This window comes from Acinetobacter sp. GW821-FHT01C12, assembly GCF_059422625.1.
Window position 1 is genome coordinate 160763 of the sequence record NZ_JBWKXD010000006.1, and the last position, 23173, is coordinate 183935.

Annotated in this window: 18 protein-coding genes; 8 read left to right on the forward strand and 10 right to left on the reverse strand. The window is 39.0% G+C overall.

All coding sequences use genetic code 11. The features are described 5' to 3' along the window. Position 1: 1 nt before the first annotated feature. Both AC07WY_RS15005 and AC07WY_RS15010 read right to left on the reverse strand, forming a co-directional pair. On the reverse strand, positions 2-154 hold the full coding sequence (locus AC07WY_RS15005) for a hypothetical protein (RefSeq protein WP_004819938.1): 153 nt from the start codon (positions 152-154) through the stop codon (positions 2-4). A gap of 365 nt (positions 155-519) precedes the next feature. Next, positions 520-741, reverse strand: coding sequence for a hypothetical protein (locus AC07WY_RS15010; RefSeq protein ID WP_004722098.1), 222 nt, complete (start codon positions 739-741; stop codon positions 520-522). 505 nt (positions 742-1246) lie between these two features. Between AC07WY_RS15010 and AC07WY_RS15015 the strand changes: the two genes are divergently transcribed. After that, the gene (locus tag AC07WY_RS15015) at positions 1247-1417 is read left to right on the forward strand and encodes a hypothetical protein (RefSeq protein WP_494736623.1); all 171 of its coding nucleotides are present in this window, start codon (positions 1247-1249) and stop codon (positions 1415-1417) included. Positions 1418-2329: 912 nt separating this feature from the next. On the opposite strand, the gene AC07WY_RS15020 is transcribed toward AC07WY_RS15015, so the two are convergent. The 5 genes from AC07WY_RS15020 to kdpA form a co-directional block, all read right to left on the reverse strand. Further along, positions 2330-3037 (reverse strand): response regulator, encoded by a 708-nt coding sequence (locus tag AC07WY_RS15020; protein ID WP_034618127.1) that lies wholly within the window; start codon positions 3035-3037, stop codon positions 2330-2332. Positions 3038-3064: 27 nt separating this feature from the next. After that, positions 3065-5704 carry an ATP-binding protein gene (locus AC07WY_RS15025; RefSeq protein ID WP_494736624.1) on the reverse strand — a complete coding sequence of 880 codons (2640 nt, stop codon included), beginning with the start codon at positions 5702-5704 and terminating at the stop codon, positions 3065-3067. A gap of 219 nt (positions 5705-5923) precedes the next feature. Next, positions 5924-6529, reverse strand: a complete 606-nt coding sequence (kdpC, locus tag AC07WY_RS15030) for a potassium-transporting ATPase subunit KdpC (RefSeq protein ID WP_419334558.1) — start codon at positions 6527-6529, stop codon at positions 5924-5926. A 20-nt stretch (positions 6530-6549) separates the two neighbouring features. Further along, the gene (gene kdpB / locus AC07WY_RS15035) at positions 6550-8580 is read right to left on the reverse strand and encodes a potassium-transporting ATPase subunit KdpB (RefSeq protein WP_494736625.1); all 2031 of its coding nucleotides are present in this window, start codon (positions 8578-8580) and stop codon (positions 6550-6552) included. A 10-nt stretch (positions 8581-8590) separates the two neighbouring features. Continuing rightward, positions 8591-10315, reverse strand: coding sequence for a potassium-transporting ATPase subunit KdpA (gene kdpA / locus AC07WY_RS15040; RefSeq protein ID WP_419334562.1), 1725 nt, complete (start codon positions 10313-10315; stop codon positions 8591-8593). A 306-nt stretch (positions 10316-10621) separates the two neighbouring features. Between kdpA and AC07WY_RS15045 the strand changes: the two genes are divergently transcribed. After that, positions 10622-11422, forward strand: coding sequence for an undecaprenyl-diphosphate phosphatase (locus AC07WY_RS15045; RefSeq protein ID WP_056516247.1), 801 nt, complete (start codon positions 10622-10624; stop codon positions 11420-11422). Positions 11423-12115: 693 nt separating this feature from the next. On the opposite strand, the gene hfq is transcribed toward AC07WY_RS15045, so the two are convergent. Together hfq and AC07WY_RS15055 are read right to left on the reverse strand one after the other, a co-directional pair. After that, a complete protein-coding gene (gene hfq, locus AC07WY_RS15050; protein ID WP_262085433.1) occupies positions 12116-12493 on the reverse strand; it encodes an RNA chaperone Hfq in 378 nt (125 codons plus the stop codon). A gap of 158 nt (positions 12494-12651) precedes the next feature. Beyond that, positions 12652-12978 (reverse strand): hypothetical protein, encoded by a 327-nt coding sequence (locus AC07WY_RS15055; RefSeq protein ID WP_419334567.1) that lies wholly within the window; start codon positions 12976-12978, stop codon positions 12652-12654. A gap of 151 nt (positions 12979-13129) precedes the next feature. On the opposite strand from AC07WY_RS15055, the gene AC07WY_RS15060 reads away from it, so the two are divergent. The 6 genes from AC07WY_RS15060 (at position 13130) to cueR (ending at position 20228) form a co-directional block, all read left to right on the forward strand. Next, positions 13130-13813: a heavy metal response regulator transcription factor gene (locus AC07WY_RS15060; protein WP_004722117.1), complete on the forward strand. Its 684-nt coding sequence runs from the start codon at positions 13130-13132 to the stop codon at positions 13811-13813. Beyond that, positions 13803-15194, forward strand: a complete 1392-nt coding sequence (locus AC07WY_RS15065; RefSeq protein ID WP_494736626.1) for a heavy metal sensor histidine kinase — start codon at positions 13803-13805, stop codon at positions 15192-15194. Before AC07WY_RS15060 ends, AC07WY_RS15065 begins: the two co-directional genes overlap by 11 nt. 267 nt (positions 15195-15461) lie before the next feature. Next, positions 15462-15833 (forward strand): copper resistance CopC family protein, encoded by a 372-nt coding sequence (locus AC07WY_RS15070; RefSeq protein WP_262085430.1) that lies wholly within the window; start codon positions 15462-15464, stop codon positions 15831-15833. A gap of 143 nt (positions 15834-15976) precedes the next feature. Next, positions 15977-16855, forward strand: coding sequence for a copper resistance D family protein (locus tag AC07WY_RS15075; RefSeq protein ID WP_419306608.1), 879 nt, complete (start codon positions 15977-15979; stop codon positions 16853-16855). A gap of 403 nt (positions 16856-17258) precedes the next feature. Then, positions 17259-19742 carry a heavy metal translocating P-type ATPase gene (locus AC07WY_RS15080; protein ID WP_151956553.1) on the forward strand — a complete coding sequence of 828 codons (2484 nt, stop codon included), beginning with the start codon at positions 17259-17261 and terminating at the stop codon, positions 19740-19742. A gap of 21 nt (positions 19743-19763) precedes the next feature. Next, on the forward strand, positions 19764-20228 hold the full coding sequence (gene cueR, locus AC07WY_RS15085) for a Cu(I)-responsive transcriptional regulator (protein WP_004722127.1): 465 nt from the start codon (positions 19764-19766) through the stop codon (positions 20226-20228). 517 nt (positions 20229-20745) lie between these two features. Here cueR and AC07WY_RS15090 read toward each other — a convergent pair. Then, entirely contained in the window at positions 20746-23169 is a 2424-nt protein-coding gene (locus tag AC07WY_RS15090) for a glucose/quinate/shikimate family membrane-bound PQQ-dependent dehydrogenase (RefSeq protein ID WP_494736627.1), read from the reverse strand. Between the last annotated feature and the right edge of the window lie 4 nt (positions 23170-23173).

Sequence of the window (23173 nt, forward strand, 5' to 3'; positions counted from 1 at the left end):
TTTAATGTACTGCTTCTGCTGAGGACTCTTTATGATCATCATCTTTGGTTTTGGCTAAATTTTTACCCTTGGTTTTCTGAGGATTATTTTTATGTGACTGATAGTAGCAAGCAATTGCGATCCCAGTCCCTAATAATGCTACGGTCTTTAACATGATATACCTCATACTGAATTGAATAACGTCTATTAGGAATAACATCAAATTTCTAATAAAGTATTTCGATATGTGAGTTATGCAAGTTTATGTGAAACTTTATTACATTTGATTTCAAAGATTCAGATAAATCATCGAAATTTCAGTCTTATGGCTGATTTAATCTATTTCGCTATTTAACCAAACAGTCACATGGTAAGTTTTTATTATGAGATTTTAATTCCATTTAATCATTTTAAATTATCGAGTATTGATCAATCAACACAGATCAGAAATCATTCTTTAACTTTCGATACCTTTTATATTCGTTCACCCATATAAAAAGCCCATCTTACGATGAGCTTTTCTAAAACATTGATTACGATTTATATCGCAATACGATAAAGTTGATTTTGATTAAGATAGAAAGATGAACCATCAATATTAAATTGACGATCGTCACCAGATTCTAATTCAATCTTTTTCCCTACTTCGACCCAACTCATACCAGTACGGTTGCTTTGTTGTCTTTTTAAAGGAACGATCTTTACGCGAATTTCATCGCCATTTACTGCAGAGGCTATTGTCCAGCCATTTAAAATATTCATTTTTTCACTCAATTGTTTTGAGCTTTTGCAAACAGAGAAGTATTTAACTATTAAGACCAACAGATATATTTTTGGAACTAACGATAAGAAGGCATCTAACCTTAATTTAAACTTTTGATATTTACATCAGCTTGATATTGCAGAAGTCAGAGTTGAAGCCAACCTTCAAGTCTTGCTTATATATTAAGCACATCTGCTTTAGTATTTTTCATAATACGCTCATTCAGCAGATTATGCAACTTAAATAACATTTGATTATTTTAAATTAAAAGTTCTTCTTTATATAATGGCTTTGTGATGTTTATGTACAGGCCTAGATTTAAAGATTTCCTATATCACCATTTAAAACAATACCATACAAATATTTGATATTTTTATAAATATATTTTGTCGATATAAACTCAGTTTAGCCAACATATCTCCACATATGGCTCTCACAACTACCTTAGTGTAAGTGGATTAAAAGGCTATTATCCAGACTCACTTCACAGTTAAGAAGATTATAATGTCATTTAAAAGTTTTTCGCAAAATTCAACTCAAGCAAATTCTGATACTAAAAATGCTGAGCAAACTCCTGCTAAAGATGCGCCACAAGCAACTCCTGGTGCGACACCGCCGAATCCAAATCAGGACAATAATGAAGTTAAACCAGCTGAAGAAAATAAAGCTAAATAATATTAAAGTTTGATTTATACAGCTTTATCTAAAAAAACTTACCGCTACTTGGTAAGTTTTTTATTGTGTGTCATATAAATTTAGATGTTATCTACTAAAATACTCAGTTTTTAATGATGTAAAAAAGCCCACAATAGTGCGGGCTTTTTAGATCGGCATGCTGCGATCTCATGCTCAGCGTTAACTGCTTAGGTTTTAAATCTATTTAGAGGGAATACGCAATTCCTGTAACAACCTAAACACTTCCGTTTCGCTTACGGATTCGATCAAAGCTAAGTTAACACAGATCAACAGATGAAAGCGGATAAAATATATTTGATTACGCTTTATTTATTCAATCCTCATAATTCTAAATTCAAATCATAAAGTCTTATCCATATAAGGCCAAAATTCTTAGTGAAATTTAAAATACAGGTACTCGTTCAAGTCTGAATAAACCACTTAATTGTTTGATTTAATAAATAAACTATATTTATTGTCAGTATTTCGTTTTTTGTGCTTTTGAATCATAGATGGGTATCCTACCGTGGGGCGACATGGATGTCGCCGTTGGGCGGGGGGTATATGAGCAAAAATAAAGCACTGCTTTGTTTGCAGCGCAAGAGCCCTGTTAAACGAAAGATTTTTGTTACTTTTGATCTTTCAAAAGTAAGGTATCGCCTACGCAAAGGTATTTAAACTTTAAATGTAAAGTGTGGCATTGCTAACTTTTTAATCAAATAACTTTTACATACTATTGATTTAATTAAAAATATTGATTAATGATAATTATATTATTGTGTCTGAGTTTTTTGACAGGTTGACTATAAAAAGCCCCTTACTCTGCACTTTACAAAGAATCGTTTAGTTTAATTTTAACCATCTACTGTAAATACGGTAAGAGACCAATGATCTCAAAAAAGATTTAGATGCTTAGCCTACAAAGCGTAAGCCCACACCCGGTTCAGTCACAATATATTTGGGTTGTACCGCATTATCATTCAGTTTTCCACGCAATTTGGCCACTAAAATTCTTAAATAGTGGGTATCTTCCTGATGAGTAGGCCCCCATAAATCACTGAGAATTTGTGGTTGAGTAATCAACTGCCCTTTATGTTGCGCCAATAAAGTCAGCAATTGATATTCCTTACGTGTCAATGAAATCAGTTGTTGGTTAAGAAATACCTGTCTTTGGGCAAAATCAATTTTTAAAAATCCATCATCAAAAAAAGCGGACTCTACAGCGATATTTTGAAATTGTCTGAGCAATACACGGATCCGTGCCATAAGCTCCTGAACACTAAAAGGTTTCGTCACATAATCATTGGCGCCAGCATCCAGTAATTTAACTTTTTCCTCCTCATTAGAACGAACCGACAAAACAATTACAGGGACATGTGACCACGCTCGCAATTCAGACAAAACTTCTAAACCATCTAAATCAGGTAGCCCTAAATCTAAAATAATTAAATCAGCACCTTGCAAAGCCAAAAGCTCTAAGCCCTTTTGACCATTTTCAGCCAGTAGGGTTTTATACCCTTGTGCTCTAAGCGCAATATCAAGAAACTTACGAATTTGAGTTTCGTCATCAATAATCAATACATTGGTCATGGAACTTGTCGATACATTATGTTCTGGCATGCTATTTCCTAAAATCAATATGTGCGCTTATCCAATCTGCTGAATCGGCAATTGCATACGGATGCAGGTGCCTTGATTATTCTTGGCTGATGATGCCGAAATTTTACCCATATGTGCACCAATAATGGCTTTAACAATGGTTAAGCCCAATCCCGTACCATACTGCCCGCGATCACCACGTTCCATAGTATAGAACATATCAAAAATTCGCTCTCGCTCATCTTCTGGAATGCCTAAACCTTGATCGCTAATTGAGATTTCAAGTTCATTTTCATTGAGTTGTAAAACTTTAATCGTTACCGCTTTATTTTCTGGAGAAAACTTGGCTGCATTTTCCAATACATTAAAAATCGCTTGTTCGATCAAAGCTGCATGCACAAATAGGCTCAAAGTTTGCTCAGGTAAATCAACCTCAACAAGACTTTGCGGCATATAACGTTTTAAACGGCGTACCGCTGAACCAATCAACTCATCGACACCAATCCAATCTCGTTTAAGACTTAAACCTTCATGGCCTAAACGCGTCATATCCAATAAATTCTGAATATAGCGATCCAGTCGTTCGCCTTCTAAATGAATCGCCTCCAACAAACTGTCTTGATCTTGTTCATCCATAGAATGCCGATAATTGCTCAAAGTATCAGCTGCTCCAATCATAGAAGCTAAAGGTGAACGTAAATCATGAGAAACGGAGGATAACAAGGCCGAACGTAATCTCTCGGTTTCTGAACTGACATTGGCGATTTCCAGTGCTTTAGTAAGTTGGGTTCGAGAAATCGCTTGAGCAATATATTCGACCATGGTTTCAGTCAGTTGTTTCTGTTCTGTGTTTAAAACTGATACGCTTTTAATAAACTTAACCCCGACCACCCCAAAACACTGTTTAGACGCCAATAATGGTAAAAACCACCAATCATTTTCAGTCAAGGTTTGAGTAAACCGTCCCGATGGTTGATGGTTCTTAAATGTCCAATCTGCTGAAATTTTTTCTTTACTGTTAATCACCTCAAGTGATGACGTTGACGATTCTGGGAAATAAAACCAGATTTCGGCATTTAAGTTTTTACTTAAACTGTTTTCTGCAATCTCCTGCACTTGCTTTAAATCAATTGCGATAGACAGCTTTTGACCTAAATCCTGCATAATACTGTTATAGCTATTGGCAGCCTTTAAAGCTGTTACTTGTTCTCTCAGTCTTGATGCCAAACGGCTTGAAATCAACGCTGCGCCTAAAAAGGCAACCACGGTTATCACGCCTTGATGTGCAGAAATTTGCAAAGTGAATTTGGGTGAAATAAAGAAAAAGTTATAAGCCAAAAAGAACAACAGTGCCGAAAATACCGCAGCCAGCATCCGTGTCTTAGATGCCACAAAAACCACAGCGGTGATAAAAATTACCGAAAGCTCTTCGATTCCTAAATACTTTTCACCTAAGCTGGCAATCACAATACTGACCACCGTGGTCGATATAACGAATAATATTTCTCTAAGATTTAGAAATGAATGCGTATCCTGAAAAAAAGATTGCTGACGATGTTCTGCAAGAATCGGGACGATACTCAATTCAAAACTTGGCTGGTACTTAAGTAATTGATCGGCAAAATTTTCCCCCCATACCAAGGCTTTACGATGCGATTGTGTCAACACCAAGGTTGAAATCCCTCGATCCATCACATAATCAAACAACGTTTTTGCATGTTGTTGACCATAAAGGATTTCCGTCATTCCGCCCAATTGACGGGTGAGGTTTAAAGCGCTTTCAATTTCTCGACTGGATAAATTGTCTTGTTTTTCGGTTATTTTTGAATCTTTAGAAAAGACCACCACCGTCCAATTTGCCTGCCGATTTTCGGCAATACGACAACCTGCGCGGACCAAAGCCTCTGCCTGCCCATTGCCCTCAATCATAATTAAAATATGATTTTTTAAAGGAATGGGGGCAAGTCCTTGTATAGCAAAATTTTCTCGAACATCGGTATCGACATGACTGGCAACCGTTTGCATTGCCAATTCACGTAATGCGGTCAGATTTGAACTATTAAAGAATCGTTGTAATGCCTGTTCAGCTTGCTCAGGTACATAGACTTTGCCCTGATTTAAACGTTCAAGTAATTCATTGACTGGTAAATCAATTAATCGAATATCACGGATCCGCTCAAAGACCCGATCAGGTACAGTTTCAGTCACCCGAATACCCGTAATTTGATAGACCACATCATTTAAACTTTCGAGATGCTGAATATTCATCGTGGTAAATACATCAATACCCGCATCCAACAATTCATTAATATCTTGCCAGCGTTTTTCATGACGACTATTTGGCATATTGCTATGCGCAAATTCATCCACTAAAACAATACTGGGTTTGCTTGCCAGCACAGCATCAAGATCCATTTCTTCAAGCGAATGCCCTTGATACTCAATCGTCTTTCTTGGAATAATCACCAAACCTGAGATGAGGTTTTCAGTTTCAATGCGGCCATGGGTTTCAACATAGCCAATCACAATATTGATCCCTTGCAAGGCCAGTTCATGCGCACGCACTAACATTGCAAAAGTCTTCCCCACACCAGGTGCAGCACCTAAAAATATAGTGAGGCGCCCAGATTGATAACGCTGAGTGTGTTGCAGTAAAACATCTGCTTTATTATTTCTATAATCGCTCATCGCCGTCTGCTTGTTTAAAAATTACATCACTGTGGTGTTTCTTTGCGACCATTCAATACAGCAAAAAACACAGGCCAACAAAGAAACACAGAAAAACCCGTCGTTTGATTCAGCTTGAATCATCTACAATCGAAAAGAGGGAATATTGTAAATTTATACCAAAATAAAATCCCAATAATGCCCGCTTTTCAACAATCAGAGAGAATCAATTACATCAACTTATTGAGTTCCAATTTGATCCAAAGCCAAATTTAATTCAAGTACATTGACTCTGGCTTGCCCTAAAATTCCAAATGTCGGTTGTATACTATTTTCTTGCAGCAACCTTAGCACATCCTGTTCTGGCAAATGTCTTGCTTTGGCAATGCGTTTTACTTGAATCATTGCAGATTGCACACTGATTTCAGGATCAATTCCGCTGCCTGAAGCTGTGACCAAATCCGCAGGAATCGCGCTTTTTTCAATGTGATCCTGTATCGCAATTTTGTTTAAACGCTCCTCTACTGCTTTATGTAAATCAGGATTGGTTCGTGCCATATTACTTCCCGCCATGGCCATTGGATCATAATTGGCAGCAGAAGGTCGTGGATGGAAATATTGCGCTTGTACAAAAGGCTGTGCAACCAGTTTAGAACCGACAACTCGGTCATTTTCTACGATCAAACTGCCATTAGCTTGTTGATCAAAAAAAACTTGTCCCAGCCCTGTTGCCGCAGCACTGTAGACAAAGCCACAGAGACCCAATGCGACAATGGTTAATCCAAGCGATGCTCGTGTTAGTCCAACGAATGATGACTCAACCAATCGATTATTTTCAGTATTCATTTTAATCATCCTCAAAATTTCTAAAGCGCCAATAAAGGGCTGATCATCAGATCAATCAGCTTGATCGCAATAAATGGCAACAACACACCACCTACACCGTAAATCAGCATATTTCGACGTAACAATTGCGTTGATGTTGAAGGCTTAAACTTCACCCCACGTAAAGCAATTGGAATCAATAATGGAATAATGATGGCATTGAAAATCAATGCTGAGAGAATTGCACTTTCTGAACTTCCCAAGCGCATCACATTTAAAGCTTGCATTTGAGGAATGGCTGCGACAAATAAAGCAGGTAAAATTGCAAAGTATTTGGAAACGTCATTGGCCAATGAAAAGGTGGTCAATGCACCACGGGTAATTAACTGTTGTTTACCAATCTCAACGACAGACAATAATTTGGTTGGATCTGAATCCAAGTCCACCATATTGCCCGCTTCTTTTGCAGCCTGTGTCCCTGAGTTCATTGCCAAACCAATATCTGCTTGTGCCAAAGCAGGTGCATCATTGGTTCCATCGCCAACCATGGCAACCAAATGACCTTTATTCTGTTCTAGACGAATACAATTTAACTTATCTTCAGGTTTCGCTTCAGCGATGTAGTCATCAACACCTGCTTCAGCAGCTATGGCAGCAGCAGTCAGTGGGTTATCCCCTGTGACCATGACTGTTTTAATGCCCATTTCACGTAAACGGGCAAATTTTTCCTTGATGCCTTGTTTGATCACATCTGAAAGTTCAATCACCCCCAGAATATTTTGATCTTTTGCCACCACTAACGGTGTTGCACCTTTTGAAGCAACTTGTTCTACCCGCGTTTTAAGCTCACTATGATGTTCAATATTCTGTGAAGCGAATTTAACAATCGCATCCAGCGCCCCTTTACGAATTTGCTGTCCATTTGATAAATTTATACCAGAGATCCGAGTTGCGGCATTAAAGGCTATAAACTCGGCCTGTTCAGGTTCAACAATATGTTCACCCTGCTCTTTTGCCAAAACCACAATGGATTTACCTTCTGGCGTTGGGTCAGCAAGTGAAGTCAAAATCGCAGCTTGACGCAGTTCCGACTCAGTCACACCCGTCAGTGGGAAAAATGCTGTTGCCTGACGATCACCATAGGTGATGGTTCCTGTTTTATCGAGTAACAATACATCTACATCACCCGCCACTTCGACGGCTTTACCTGATTTGGCAATCACATTGGCTTTTAATGCCCGATTCATCCCCGCGATACCGATTGCAGGCAACAAGCCACCAATGGTGGTTGGAATCAAACACACCAACAAAGCCACCAATAAAATCGGGTTAATTTCAATTTTTAAGAAATGCCCAATAAAAGGTAAACTCACCACTACCGCGATAAAAGTCACGGTCATCACAGTCAGTAAAATCCCCAGTGCAATTTCGTTTGGTGTTTTTTGACGGTTGGAGCCCTCAACCAAAGCAATCATTCGGTCAAGAAAGCTGTTCCCCGCTTCAGCAGTCACCTGTACCACGATACGATCCGTTAAAACCTTCGTTCCCCCAATCACACCAGACTTATCGGTACCTGCTTCACGTAAAACTGGCGCTGACTCACCTGTTACCGCAGCTTCATTAATGGTCGCAAAACCATAAATAATCTCACCATCCGCAGGAACAAGTTCCCCTGCACGGACTTCAATCAGATCATTCATTTTTAATAAAGTTGCAGCGACTTGCACACCCTCTAGATCATCCTTAGAACTGAGTCGACGTGCGATTAAGTTTTGACGTGCTTGTCTTAAGGAGGAGGCTTGACCTCGACCTTTAGCTTCGGCAATGGCTTCAGCATAATTGGCAAATAATACGGTGATGAATAAAATCAAGGTCACCGCTAAACCAAATACAGTATCGGCTTGGCCCGTTAAAGTACTGACCAATGTGATATTGGTACCCAGCCATACGATCGCCATCACTGGATTTTTAATCGCATGTTGCGGTAACAACTTAATCAAGGCATTTTTCCAAGCTTCACCTTGGAATAAAGTTGATGATTTATTTTGAGTAGATTGTTTTGAATGATTCATGTTATTCACCCTAGCCTTGTACCAATAACAGCTGATCAGCGATCGGTCCTAAAACAAGGACTGGCATAAATTGTAATAAGGTCAACATCACCACAATAGCAATCAAGGTGAAAGCAAAGGTTGGTGTTTCCACTTTTAAACTACCACTGCTTTCAGGAGCTTGACGCTTTGCAGCTAAACGCGCAGCAATCATTAAAGGAATGATCAATGTTGGAAAACGCCCAAGCAGTAAAGCGATGACACAGCTCACGTTCCACCACACGGTATTGTCTGCTAAACCTTCAAAACCAGAACCATTATTGGCAAAGGCCGAAACATACTCATACAACACTTGCGAAATAGCATGGTATTGCGGATTGCTATTGCCTGTAAGTTCTGGGAAAAATAAAGCAATTGAGCTTAAACCGAGAATCGTAATCGGCTGAATCAAAATCACCACAGCAAGTAATTTGATTTCCCCTGCTTCGATTTTGCGGCCAAATAATTCAGGTGTACGCCCTGTCATCAGACCAGCAATAAATACAGCCAAAAACAAATAGATCATAAATTGTTGTAAGCCACAGCCAATCCCGCCCCAAATCGCGTTAATCAGCATATTCGCCAGCGCCACCAAGCCGGTTAATGGCGATGCGGAATCATGCATCATATTGACGGAACCATTGTTGACCTGTGTGGTTATGGCGGCCCAAAGTGCAGAAGATGCCTCACCAAAACGCACTTCCTTTCCTTCCATGGCATAAATTTGCATCGCTGTAGATGACAGACTTTCAGACCAAATTGCTGCCGTAGCTGAAACAATTGACATCAGCAACATTGAGCCAAAAACAAAACCAGCAAATTTTGCGCGTTTAGTTAAAAAACCCAACATAAAAATCACTGCGACAGGGATAAGTAGAATCGCGATCATTTCTAAGAAATTTGAAAATGGGGTTGGATTTTCCAATGGCACACTACTGTTAGGTCCATACCACCCCCCACCATTACTACCCAATTGCTTAATCGCAACCATGGGTGCAACAGGACCGAGTGGAATTTTTTGAGTTTTTAATTCAGCAGTTTGGTCAACGACCTGAACTTCGGGGCCACCTTGAAAGGTTGATGGCACACCTTGGCTATTGAGTAATAATGACCAAATCATGCATAACGGAATTAAAAACCGAAAGGTTGGACGAATCACATCGGCCCAATAGTTGCCTACATTGATTTTTTCAACTTTATTTTGAAAGCTTAGGTTTTGGTCTGCTTCTGACAAAGCATTCGATTGCGGATAAAACAATGCACGTACGGTTGCGACCACCATTGCCAATCCCATCATTGGCGTAATGATTTGCAATCCAACAATACCAACCATCTGTGATAAATATGACAGTTGCGCTTGACCTGAATAGTGCTGTTGGTTGGTATTGGTCAGAAATGAAATCATAGTATGCAGGGCTAAATCCCATGACATATTCGGTGCATTATTTGGATTGAGTGGCAAACTTGCTTGGCACATAAACAACAGCCAAGTGACCAATCCAATGACGATACAACTCGCGACAAAGCTGAGTGAATAGGTTTTTGCATTCATCCCTTGATCAGGATGTGTACCCAAAACACGATAAATCGGTTTTTCAATCCAGTTAAAAATTGGATCAATTTTCATTTCTCGGTTTTGCATAATACAGGCAAGATACTTCCCTAAAGGAAAAGCCAAAAGCACCACAATCACCAAGACTAAGATAAACTCTAACATGACATTCCCCCCCAACTTGATTGGCTCAAATTAAAAATGTCGATATTGCAATGATTTATATGTTTTTGAAGTACGCATAATTTTGGATGCTGTACTTGTTGATGCGCTATATATTTAGCACTCATCTTTTTCATCCTAAACGCTGGGATATTCCACAACTCAGTATCCGAAAATATCCCGTAAACTCTCTATTTACAGTCAGATCAGCCGCGTAAAAATTTCGTAAAATTTTGTCTTTTTTGATTTATAAACAGCGTTAAATACATTACAAAGGTTCAAATTTTAGAACGCTTGTTTATTTTATTTATGGAAAATTTTGAACTGCTTAAAGCATTGTTTTTGGGGTTAATCGAAGGTTTAACTGAATTTTTACCCATTTCAAGTACAGGACATTTGATCTTATTTGGCCATCTCATTGATTTTCACTCAGATTCGGGACGTGTATTTGAAGTCGTGATCCAATTGGGTGCAATCTTGGCCGTATGTTGGCTGTATCGACAAAAAATCATCGAATTAATTCGCGGCTTTTTCTCAGGCGATGTTGCAGCCAGACGTTTTGCGATTAATGTTTTAGTTGCATTTATTCCTGCGGTGGTGATCGGTGTCTTAGCAGTAGATTTTATTAAACAAGTGCTGTTTAGTCCTTTGGTTGTGGCTTTTGCTTTAATCATCGGAGGTTTCATTATTTTTGCAGTAGAAGCCAGAAAGTTTGAACCTAAAACCATTGAGGCAACTGACATTACCTTAAAGCAGGCAATTCTGGTTGGATTTGCCCAATGTCTTGCCATGATTCCAGGAACATCACGTTCAGGCGCCACCATTATTGGCGGGATGTTGTCTGGTTTATCACGTAAAGCGGCAACCGAATTCTCTTTTTTCCTTGCAATGCCAACCATGTTAGGCGCAGCAACTTATGATTTAATTCGAAATGCAGATGTTTTGACCTCAGATAACCTGATTAATATTTCAGTGGGTTTTGTGGCTGCATTTATTGCTGCGCTATTGGTGGTCAAAGCTTTGGTAAAATTTGTTGAAAAACATACATTGAGAGTGTTTGCTTGGTACCGCGTGGTATTGGGTATAATTTTACTGTTTGTGTTTTTATAATCATGTGAATTGATGGAAGATAAATTTTAAGTTTGCTCTTTGTTCGTTTTATCGTATTGACCCACTTATCTTGTGGGTCTTTTTTTATCTCTTAAATATAGTCAACCTATCAAAAAACTCAAAAACAAGAATATAATTTCTCTTAATCAATATTTTTCAATTAAATTAATTACATAGAAAATTAAATTATTTAATTATAAAAAAGCTTGCAATGCCACACATTACGTTCAAAGTTTAAATAGCTTTGCGTAGGCGATGCCTCATTTTTCAGAGATGAAAAGTGACAAAAATCTTCTGTTAGGCGAGGGGTACGTCCTGTACCCCCGCCTAACGGCAACATCCCTGTCGCCCCACGATAGGATAACCATCTAGGATTCAAAAGTACAAAAACCGAAGGAATAATCAATAGTTTCTAAAAATTCATACAAAAACATGAGCTTCATTTATGATCAGTGATTTGATATAAATCACTTGTATGAATAATTAAGTGGTTTGACTATAAGATGAGGGCGATTTCATCTTGCTCTATGGATTTTAAAAGGCCTTATATAAAGAAGCCTAATATTTAACAGGAAATGTTAAAGACTGAAAAACCAGACTAAAATCCTCATACTGTCTATATAGACAAAGGATCACTGAGCTAAAACCACTAAATTCTGCATATTTTTGACTGAACCAATAACGACCTAGTTTTTAGATACTTTCATCTTCGGGAATATCGTCAAATTGTATTTCATCATTAGGGCCAACTTGATAACCAAAATCATTTTGGTTATTCAAACCATATTGACCACTATCATCATAGGTGTTGTTATAACTTTGCTGATCAAATCTTGCAAGAGAACCTTTGATATTTGAACGTGGGTGTCGTGTAGGCAAAACTGTAGAAATTGAATGTTTATAGATAATTTGCATTTGACCTACACTGTTCCTTAATAGCACAACGTATGAGTCAAATGATTCAATATGTCCCTGTAATTTAATCCCATTGGTCAGAAAAATAAAAACTGGAATATGTTTTTTTCGAAGAGAATTTAACAATGGATCTTGTAAGGTTTGAATTTTAGACATATTAATCTCCCAAAACTTTCAAATACTAAAAAATATCGTTCTTAAATAAAATTTATAATTAGACGCATCCTACGAATTTTACTTTCGTTCCAGAATAGATGGATCAACGCTGCCATCTACCCCCTAAGCTTTGAATTTCAAAGTAAATCTTTATTGTGTTACTTACTTGGTGTCACAGAGGTAGCAGGCTTTATCATTTTTGAATGATCCATTTTCATCACCACATGTGCCATATCGACCCCACTCGATTGTGCTTTTTGTGCCATCTCCAATGAATCTACATGTGCTTGTTTTGCAGATTCATTGTTGGGTTTTTTGGCTTCATGCTGCACATTACAAGGCTTTATAGAGCATTGCATTGCTACTGCTACTTGAGGATCAGTTTTATTCGGTGTTTTGGAAGCTTCTGCCCAAGATTGATTAGCAATTATTAGCGTACCCATACAGATCACTTTTATTAAACCGCGCTGTAAAATCGCTCGCATTTATACCTCTCCAAGCTTGAGATTGTTTAGTTGTACAATAAAGTGATCTATCGAACATTAAGATGACTTGAAAATGACATTTATGTAATCTATACCTTTCTTTAGCTTTATCACGCTATTATATTTTTAGAGGGTATTCTAGGAATCGAATATGAGAATATTATTGGTAGAAGATGAGCAAAAAACCGGTGACTACCTTAAACAAGGTCTATCTGAAGCAGGTTATATTACTGACTGGGTTACAGATGGACTCACAGGTAAACAATACGCACTTTCTGAAGATTATGATGTGATCATATTAGACGTCATGTTACCGGGGGTAGATGGGTGGCATATTATAGAAGCTGTTCGTAAGAACGGAAAAACCATGCCTATTTTATTCTTAACCGCACGAGATCAAATTGAAGACCGCGTAAAAGGCTTAGAATTAGGTGCCGATGATTATTTAGTAAAACCTTTCGCTTTTGCTGAACTTCTTGCAAGAATAAAAAGTTTACTTCGTCGAGGTCAGCAACGAGAAGACAGTAACTTAATTAGTATTGCCAATCTTGAACTCGATATCAGAAAACGGCGTGTAACGCGTGAGGGACAACGTATCGACCTGACTGCAAAAGAATTTGCTTTGATGGAATTATTTATGCGTAGACGTGGAGAAATTTTGCCACGAGCACTGATCGCCTCTCAAGTTTGGGATATGAACTTTGACAGTGACACCAATGTCGTCGAAGTTGCGATTAAACGTTTAAGAAATAAAATTGACAGTAACTTTACACCTAAACTGATTCAGAATATTCGAGGAATGGGGTACGTTTTAGAGGTAGAAGATGAGGCGTAAGCTGTTCAATGCGATCAGTTTTCGAATCGCCATTATTTTTTCACTCTCTACAGTAACAATTTTAATCATCATGGGCTTCGTGATACATCTCGGGGTATCACAGCACTTTGAAAGTGAGGATCGAGTATTACTTGAGGGAAAAATTCAGCTTATACAAAATCTATTAAAACAAAATCAAACCAACACACCTGAACTTAATGTTGCGTTAAAAGATTCACTGATCGGACATGATAATCTGATTGTGCAAGTTGAAAGACCATTGAATCAAATTGTATTTAATTCCGCGCAAATAGCCATTGCGCCGCAAGTTATTACCAACCCAGATCTGAATCAATGGATAAGATGGAAAGTCCAAGATAAAAGTTATCGTGGGCTCGTCTATCAAAACATTTTTGAAGACGATGAAGAGGCTCAATCTACCCAAATTATTGTTGCGATTGATACTTCTGAGCATATGCTCTTTTTACATGAATTTAAACGCCAACTATTTTATATTTGCTTAATTGGCGCATTGTGTTTAATGTTTTTAGGATGGTTTGCGGTTTGGCGAGGATTGCGCCCAATCAAAAAAATAGCCAAAGTTGCAGAAAGTATTTCAGCACAAAATTTGTCTACACGTTTAGAAGTTGAAAATACCCCAACTGAACTAAAATCACTGACCATCGCCTTTAATGAAATGCTTGATCGTTTAGAGTCAGCTTTAGAAAAACTTTCCGACTTTTCTTCAGATCTTGCCCATGAAATTCGTACACCCATCAACAATTTAATGACGCAAACACAAGTATGTTTATCCCGTAGCCGCGACATCGATGCCTATAAAGAGGTATTATTTTCAAACTTAGAAGAGTTTGAACATCTGGCAAGAATCGTATCAGATATGCTGTTTTTAGCGAAAGCAGAAAATGGGCTTAACCTTAAGAACATACAAACCATTCATTTATACGAAGAATTCAATACCTTGTTTGAGTTTTATGATGCTTTAGCAGCTGAAAAACATATGACGTTTCACCTCGTCGGTACAGGAAAAGTCAATGCAAATATGGCTATGCTCCGCCGCGCGTTGAGTAATTTAATCTCCAATGCGATTAAATACGGTAAGCCGAATTCTGTCATTCAAATTAAATGCCAACAAACAGTAGAACACACCAGTTTTTCAATTGAAAATGAGGGGCCTACCTTATCCCCTGAACAATTGTCGAGGTTGTTTGACCGTTTCTATCGAACAGATGCTTCCAGACAACGTGTTGAAGATGGTACAGGTTTAGGGCTGGCAATCACTAAGTCTATCTTGACGCTACATGGTGCAACCATTCAAGCAGAATCACGAGATGGTTTAGTGATCTTCACCATTATTTTTAAAAATGAATACCTTCCAACATAATCCCATAGCAAAAGTATGATCAATAAAAAATACAACGCTCAAGTAGCTGATAAAAATACAGATGCTTGAGCGTTAAAGTCTAAATCTACGATTAAAAAATCTTAAAAACTTTCCGACTAATGCATATTCATTTTAATTCAAGAATATTTTAACATTTACAATTGTTTATATTTTCTAAATAACAAAAGTGTAATCTTAAAGTCATTCTAATGTATATCATCCTCTTCAATAATCAAGGGCTCAACCCAACAGTAAAAGGAAAATTCAATGAAATCCTCCCAAAATTATATGATCAAACTACGTAATGCTCTTTTTGGTGTAGTGATACTCATTACAGCAACCAATGCTTTGGCTCATGTTGATTTAACCAGCAGTACACCAGCAATGAATGCATCCATTACAGCAGCACCTAAAAGTTTAGTGCTTAATTTTAGTGGAGAAGTCATGCTAATGAATATTAAGTTACTCGATGCACAACGAAGCAATATTCCACTTAACTATAAAGTGAATCATGATCTAAAAAAAATATTTAGTGTCCCTGTTCCTGCCCTAAAAAAAGGTAAATATTTCGTTGTTTGGACGACTATGGGCAAGGATGGTCATAACATGAACAATGAATATAGCTTCACGATTAAATAAAAACCAAAGAAATTAAAGATTGACGAACAACATTTCAGCAAGCGACTGAACTGTTGTTCGGGTGTGTTGGCATTTTATCAATGGTCTGAGTTGTCGCAAACTGAGACAAATTGTCAACAGACTCGAATAAAGGAAAAAAAATAATGTTCGAATTCTGGATCTGGTCAACTTGGCTAACAAAAATTACCTTATATCTCAGTACTGCTTTTATGATTGGTGGTGCTTTTTGTTATTTTTTACTTTGGCGTTATACCAGCATAAAAGTGACACTACTCAAGTATATGCATTTAGGTGCGACATTAGGTCTGGTTGGAAGTACTTTAGGCTTTTTTATTTTGGTAGGTAGCTTTGCCAACGCGGGGCTTTCTGGCATTTTTGATCAAACCTATCTCAATATCCTTTTAAATACAGACACTGGGCAAATACACATTGTCAGAATCATCAGTTTTGCCTTAATTTTTCTGCTTTTAACGATCAAGTTGAGCAAAAAAACCACCCATATTTCCACTTTTGAAAAAATACTATTTGCGGTATTGCTTATCCCGATTCTTTATAGCTATTCCCAAATCGGGCATGTCACCAACTTAGCATTTTTTGCTCAAATTCTACTCAGCATTCATGTGTTTTTCATGTCGTTATGGATGGGCTCACTCTACCCTTTATGGAAAATGAGCCATAAAATCAGTGGCCGATCATTAAGAAAACTCATGGAGGCATTTGGGCGAATTGCAGCTTATGTTGTCGGAATATTAATTCTCTGTGGTATCACAATTGCATTATTTTTATTTAAAGATTTGAATACTTTAATCTATACCTCCTATGGTCATGGTTTTGTTCTTAAACTGGCATTTGTGGGGAGTATTTTATTACTTGCTGCTTTCAATAAATGGTTCCTTACTCCACGCCTTGAAGAACCTTTATTTGCACAATATTTAAGTTGCGCCATTTTATTTGAAATGTATCTGGGTTTATTGATTCTACTCACCACCAGCTACATCACCACAGTGGTTGGGATTGATTAAAAAATACGGATATGAATCATTGAATTGAGAGCATTATCTTGCGCTATAAACAAAACAATGTATTGTTCTTTCCCAGATAAAAAATGATCATGTTGAATAAATTATCTGGGTATTGAAAGTCCCTTCTCCCTCTGGGAGAAGGCTAGGATGAGGGCGCTTTTATGTTGATTGATGCTTTAAAATGATTGATAAAAGAAGCCTTATATAAGCAATAATGAACTATGATTAAAACAAAGAGTATCAGCAAAACATCGTTCAAGAAAATATATTTTTAGGGGCTGTTCATAAACTAAATTTATATTGACAACAAGGTGTTATAAAAACTTGAATTGTTTTACTTGACCTTACCATTATGTCAAAGTTTAGGATTTAGATCATGGAATAAGACTTATAGGTATGACTTATGGAAAATAGATCACATGATCGTGTTTCTGATTTGAAAAGCAGTTTACAAATCAAAGGTATGAGCTGTGCAAGTTGTGTTAGTCGAATAGAAACAGCGCTTAAAAAAGTCGATGGTGTAACTCAAGCATCTGTGAATTTAGCCACTGAACGTGCAGAAATTACATCTAACACTCCCATTGACCGAGAGGCATTGATCAAAGCTGTTGAACATGCGGGATATGAAGTTGCTGATGCAGCCACTGAATTATCAATTGATGGAATGACCTGTGCCTCATGTGTCAGTCGTGTTGAAAAAGCGCTAAAAGCCGTTCCCGGTGTTAAAGAGGCAAATGTAAATCTCGCAACTGAACGCGCAACAATCACGGGCACTGCCAATGTTGCGGCTTTAATCGCAGCGATTGATAAGGCGGGTTATGATGCCAAAGAAATTCAAACCGCTATCCCAGATCAAACAGAACACTTAGAGAAAAAAGATCAAGAACGCGCTGAACTAAAACGAGACCTTATACTTGCCACTATTTTTGCGTTACCTGTTTTTATTCTAGAAATGGGTTCGCACCTTATTCCGGGCATGCACCATCTGATTGCTCAGACCATCGGGATACAAAATAGCTGGTATTTACAGTTTATTCTGACCACACTAGTTTTGGTAATTCCGGGTCGAAGATTCTATATCCACGGATTACCCGCTTTATTGCGTTTAGCGCCAGATATGAACTCGCTAGTTGCTGTAGGCACCTTGGCAGCTTATCTATTTTCCATCGTCGCGACATTTATACCCAGCATCTTACCTGCTGGAACAGTCAATGTTTACTATGAGGCAGCTGCGGTTATCGTTGCCTTAATTTTACTCGGTCGTTTTCTTGAGGCAAAAGCCAAAGGAAGAACCTCAGAGGCAATTCAGCGCTTAGTCAGTCTACAAGCCAAAGTGGCACATGTTTCTCGTAATAATCAAATCGTAGATATTCCAATCGATCAAGTTGTCGTAGGTGACTTTATCATTGTCAAACCAGGTGAACGTGTTCCTGTTGATGGAAAAGTCATTGAAGGCAAAAGCTTTGTAGATGAGTCAATGATTACCGGTGAACCGATCCCTGTCGAGAAAAAAATAGACAGTGAAGTGGTCGGTGGCACTATCAATCAAAATGGCACATTAAGCTTTAAAGCTGTCGCTGTAGGCGGCGAAACTATGCTTGCACAAATCATTCGTTTGGTTGAGCAGGCACAAGGCTCGAAAATGCCCATTCAAGCTGTAGTTGATAAAATCACCTTATGGTTTGTACCAGCTGTAATGGCTGCTGCTGTACTGACTTTCTTGATTTGGTTGATTTTCGGCCCTTCCCCTGCTTTAACATTCGCATTAGTCAATGCTGTTGCTGTGCTGATTATTGCCTGCCCTTGTGCAATGGGTTTAGCAACGCCAACCTCAATTATGGTCGGAACAGGTCGTGGTGCTGAACTCGGTGTACTGTTCCGTAAAGGCGAAGCATTACAACTACTGAAAGATGCCAAAGTTGTTGCTGTAGATAAAACAGGTACATTAACCGAAGGCCATCCTGTACTAACAGATTTTGAAGTCACTGAATTTTTTCAACGTGATCATGTCTTAAGTATGGTGGCAGCCGTTGAATCTCGTTCTGAGCATCCGATTGCTAAAGCCATCGTAGATGCTGCAATCAAAGAAAATCTGACCTTACCCAAAGTGAATCAATTTGATTCTGTGACCGGTATGGGGGTCTATGCAGCTATAGATGAAAATGGAGACATTCATATTGGTGCTGATCGTTATATGCTGCAACTTAATATTGATATTTCACCTTTTGCAAGTGCAGCGCAACGTTTAGGTGACGAAGGTAAATCACCGCTTTATGTAGCAATTAATGGCAAGTTGGCAGGGATAATTGCAGTTGCAGATCCAATTAAATCAACCACGCCAAGTGCCATTAAAGCCTTACATCAACTCGGTCTTAAAGTTGCGATGGTGACAGGTGATAACGCCCGTACAGCACAAGCCATTGCTCGCCAGCTCGGTATTGACGAAGTGATTGCGGAAGTTCTACCTGAAGGAAAAGTCAAAGCGGTACAAAGCCTAAAAGCAAAATATGGCAATATTGCATTTGTTGGTGATGGGATCAATGATGCGCCCGCTTTGGCTGAAGCCGATGTCGGTCTTGCGATTGGTACAGGTACAGATGTTGCGATTGAGTCGGCAGATGTTGTATTAATGTCAGGTAACTTGCAAGGTGTTGCCAATGCCATTGCACTATCAAAAGCCACCATCGGCAATATTCATCAGAATTTATTCTGGGCATTTGCTTACAATACCATGCTGATTCCAGTTGCGGCTGGGCTACTCTATCCTGCTTATGGCATCCTGCTTTCACCAATATTTGCAGCAGGTGCAATGGCTTTATCCAGTGTATTCGTGTTGGCCAATGCCTTACGTTTACGTCGTTTTCAACCCGCTTCTACTTTCGAGTAGAAGCTTGTAGAGAGAATCACCATGAATATTGGAAAACTGTCTCAAACTGTTGGAATATCTGCCAAAATGATTCGTTATTATGAACAGATTGGTCTGATTCCAGCCGTGGGTCGAAGTAATGCAGGCTATCGCTCCTATTCTGACCAAGATGCTGAACGGCTCAAGTTTATTCGAAGTTCAAGATCACTTGGATTTTCAGTTGCAGAGATCGCTGATCTTTTAGATTTGTGGAACAATAAAAATCGACACAGTGCAGATGTAAAGCAACTCGCACTCTCGCATATCGAAAAATTGGAAATCCGTATTACTGAACTGCAGAAGATGACCAATACCTTGCAAAATTTAATCAATTGTTGTGCTGGTGATCATCGGCCGAATTGTCCAATTCTTGAGGGTTTGCAGAAGCAAGATATTGAACTTCAAGAAAGCTACCATCAAAATGATTCTCTCTCTGTTTCACCACTTGCACAGCAAAAAGCTAAATAGGATTTAAATCCTCCCCCTTGCGAAGTAATACTTCTCACCTTTGAAAAAGGAGGGAGCTTTTCATTACTTAAATGAATTGACTTTCATGCAGTTCTCTTCTTTTTCAGTGCAAAGGGGCTTGCACTGCCTCATATTACAGTGAAAGGTTTAATTTAACTTGCGTAGGCGATACTACCTTACTTTTGAAAGATCAAAAGTAACAAAAATCTTTCGTCTGGCGAGGGGTACATCCTTATACCCCCGCCAAACGGCGACATCCTTGTCGCCATGCGGTAGCTACGCCCTGTGTGATTCAATGGTGTTAAAAGCAACTTAATTTATCTTCTGTTCATTATTAGGCAATGCCTCATTCTTGCGTTACTACATCCATGTCGCCATGCGGTAGCTACGCCCTGTGTGATTCAATGATGTAAAAAGCAAAGCGACTTAATTTATACTCCTCTATTTAAATTTTAAACCCATAAAAAAAACTGCAATCGCGTAACGATTGCAGTCCCATTTTTTAAACAGTTCTAGCTTATTTCAGACTATAGGCAATCACATAGTCACCATGATCAGGAGATTGTCGAGCACCGCCCGCAGTCACCATCACATATTGTGTACCTGTTTTAGGTGAAACATAGCTGATTGGCGTTCCTTGGCTACCGACAGGTAAACGTGATTTCCACAACTCTTTACCTGAAGATGAATCCAAGGCACGTAAGTAGTAATCTTGCGTTGCAGCAAAGAACACTAAGCCACCTTGGGTTGCCATTGGACCACCAATGGTTGGCATACCAATCGGTGCTTTTAATCCCATTTTTATCCCCATAGGTCCAGTGTCTTCTACTGTTCCCATCGGCACTTGCCAAGCGATCTGACGTGTTTTCATATCAATCGCAGTCATGGTGCCATAAGGCGGTTTTTGACATGGAATATTCAACTTCGACCAGAAGCGATCTTTATTGACTTTATAGGGTGTACCTTTCATCGGTACAGCGCCCATACCTGTATTGACCTTTTCACCACCATTTGCCTGAATTGCCAAATCTTCAGGTGTTTGTTCAATCAATTGAATCCATAAACCTAAACGCATGTCGTTGACAAACATATATTGATGGCTTGGATCAAAGGCTATACTGCCCCAGTTCATGCCACCCAAAGAGCCTGGAAAACTTAAAGATTTATCTTTACCCGGTGCAGTATATAAGCCTTCATAACGCATAGATTTAAAGCCGATACGACACATCAGCTGGTCAAACGGTGTTGCGCCCCACATATCCGATTCAGTCAAAGTTTGATTACCAATTTGTGGCATTTCAACTGAACGTGGTTGAGTTGGGCTATATTGTTCACCAGGGATATCCGCAGCTTTCACAGGTTGTTCAATCACTTTGGTTAATGGTTTGCCTGTTAAGCGATCCAATACAAAGAATTGTCCAGATTTGGTTCCAATCACCACAGCAGGTTGATTCTTACCACCTTTCATTGGGAAATCAACCAAGCTTGGTTGCATCGGTAAATCAAAATCCCATAGGTCATTATGAACAGTTTGATAGACCCATTTTTCTTTACCTGTGCTTGCATCTAAAGCCAATACGGATGAATTGTATTTATGATCCAAAGGTTGACGGTTGCCTCCCCAAACATCCACAGATGAGCTACCCATTGGTAAAAATACTGTGTTCATTTTTGGGTCATACGACATTGCTGCCCAAGAGTTTGCAGAACTGCGTTTATAGGTTTCACCTTCTTTTAACACATAGTTTGGATCAGGATTACGTGGATCAAATGCCCAGCGCAATTGACCTGTGATCACATCATAAGCACGAATCACCCCACCCGGCATATCTGCGGCAAGGTTATCTGCAATACGACTACCAACTACAATCACTGTGCCCGCAATAGTTGGTGCAGAGGTCACTTCAAAACGTGGCGCGGTGGTTCCTTCACCCAAACCTTTGAGTAAATCAACCGTTCCATCAATACCAAAATCTTTACAACGTTCACCGGTATCAGCATTGACCGCAATTAAACGACCATCTGGTGTGTTGGTATAAACACGGCGTAGACAAGCGGTATTATTAGCGACAGCTTGAACAGGGGTTGCACCAGCCAAAGTCGGTTGGGTTAGTGCTTGGGTTGAATCGAAGTAAGCCACACCACGACAACGTTCCCATGCATCCGATTTAGAGTTTACTTCGGCTTTCCAAAGCTGTTTACCTGAGTCAGCCTCTAAAGCAAAAATATTGTTATGTGGTGTACATAAGAAAATCTTGTTGCCCACCTGTAAAGGGGTCATTTGATCTTCTGCACCATTGCCTGAACCCGTGGTGAAATCACCTGTACGAAAACGCCATGCTTCTTTGAGTTGATGGACATTATCACGGGTAATCTGATCAAGTGCAGCAAAGCGACTGCCGCCTGCATCCTGACCATAATTCTGCCAATTGCTTTGTTTCATGTCCGCTTGAACAGGAACCAATGGCAATGCCTGACCTGTTGCTGCAACCGTTGGATGTGGTTGAAACATTTGATAAAGCCCAATCAACATGCCTAAAACTGTGAGTGCACCTAAGCCATAAGCTGGCAAACTCGCACTCGGTTGAAACTGGTAACGGCGAATCGCGGGCAAAGTAAACATCAATGCAGCGAATAAACCTGCTGGAAACATCAGTCTTGAAAATAAAGGCCAAAATTCCCAACCTGCATCTAGCAATGACCATATGATTGTGCCCACAAAAACCAAACTAAATAGCCAGACACCAAGCGTTTTTTTCTTAAAAATAAATATCGCCGATGCCAATGTGAATACACCAGAAATCACGAAATACCATGATCCTCCCAGTGTTACCAGCTTAGCACCGCCAACGGTAAAGAATAGCCCTGTCACAAGTAAAGCCAAAGCTAATATAAAACACCATATTTTTAATACGGTATGTGTCCTTGTAGACTCAGTCATAGGT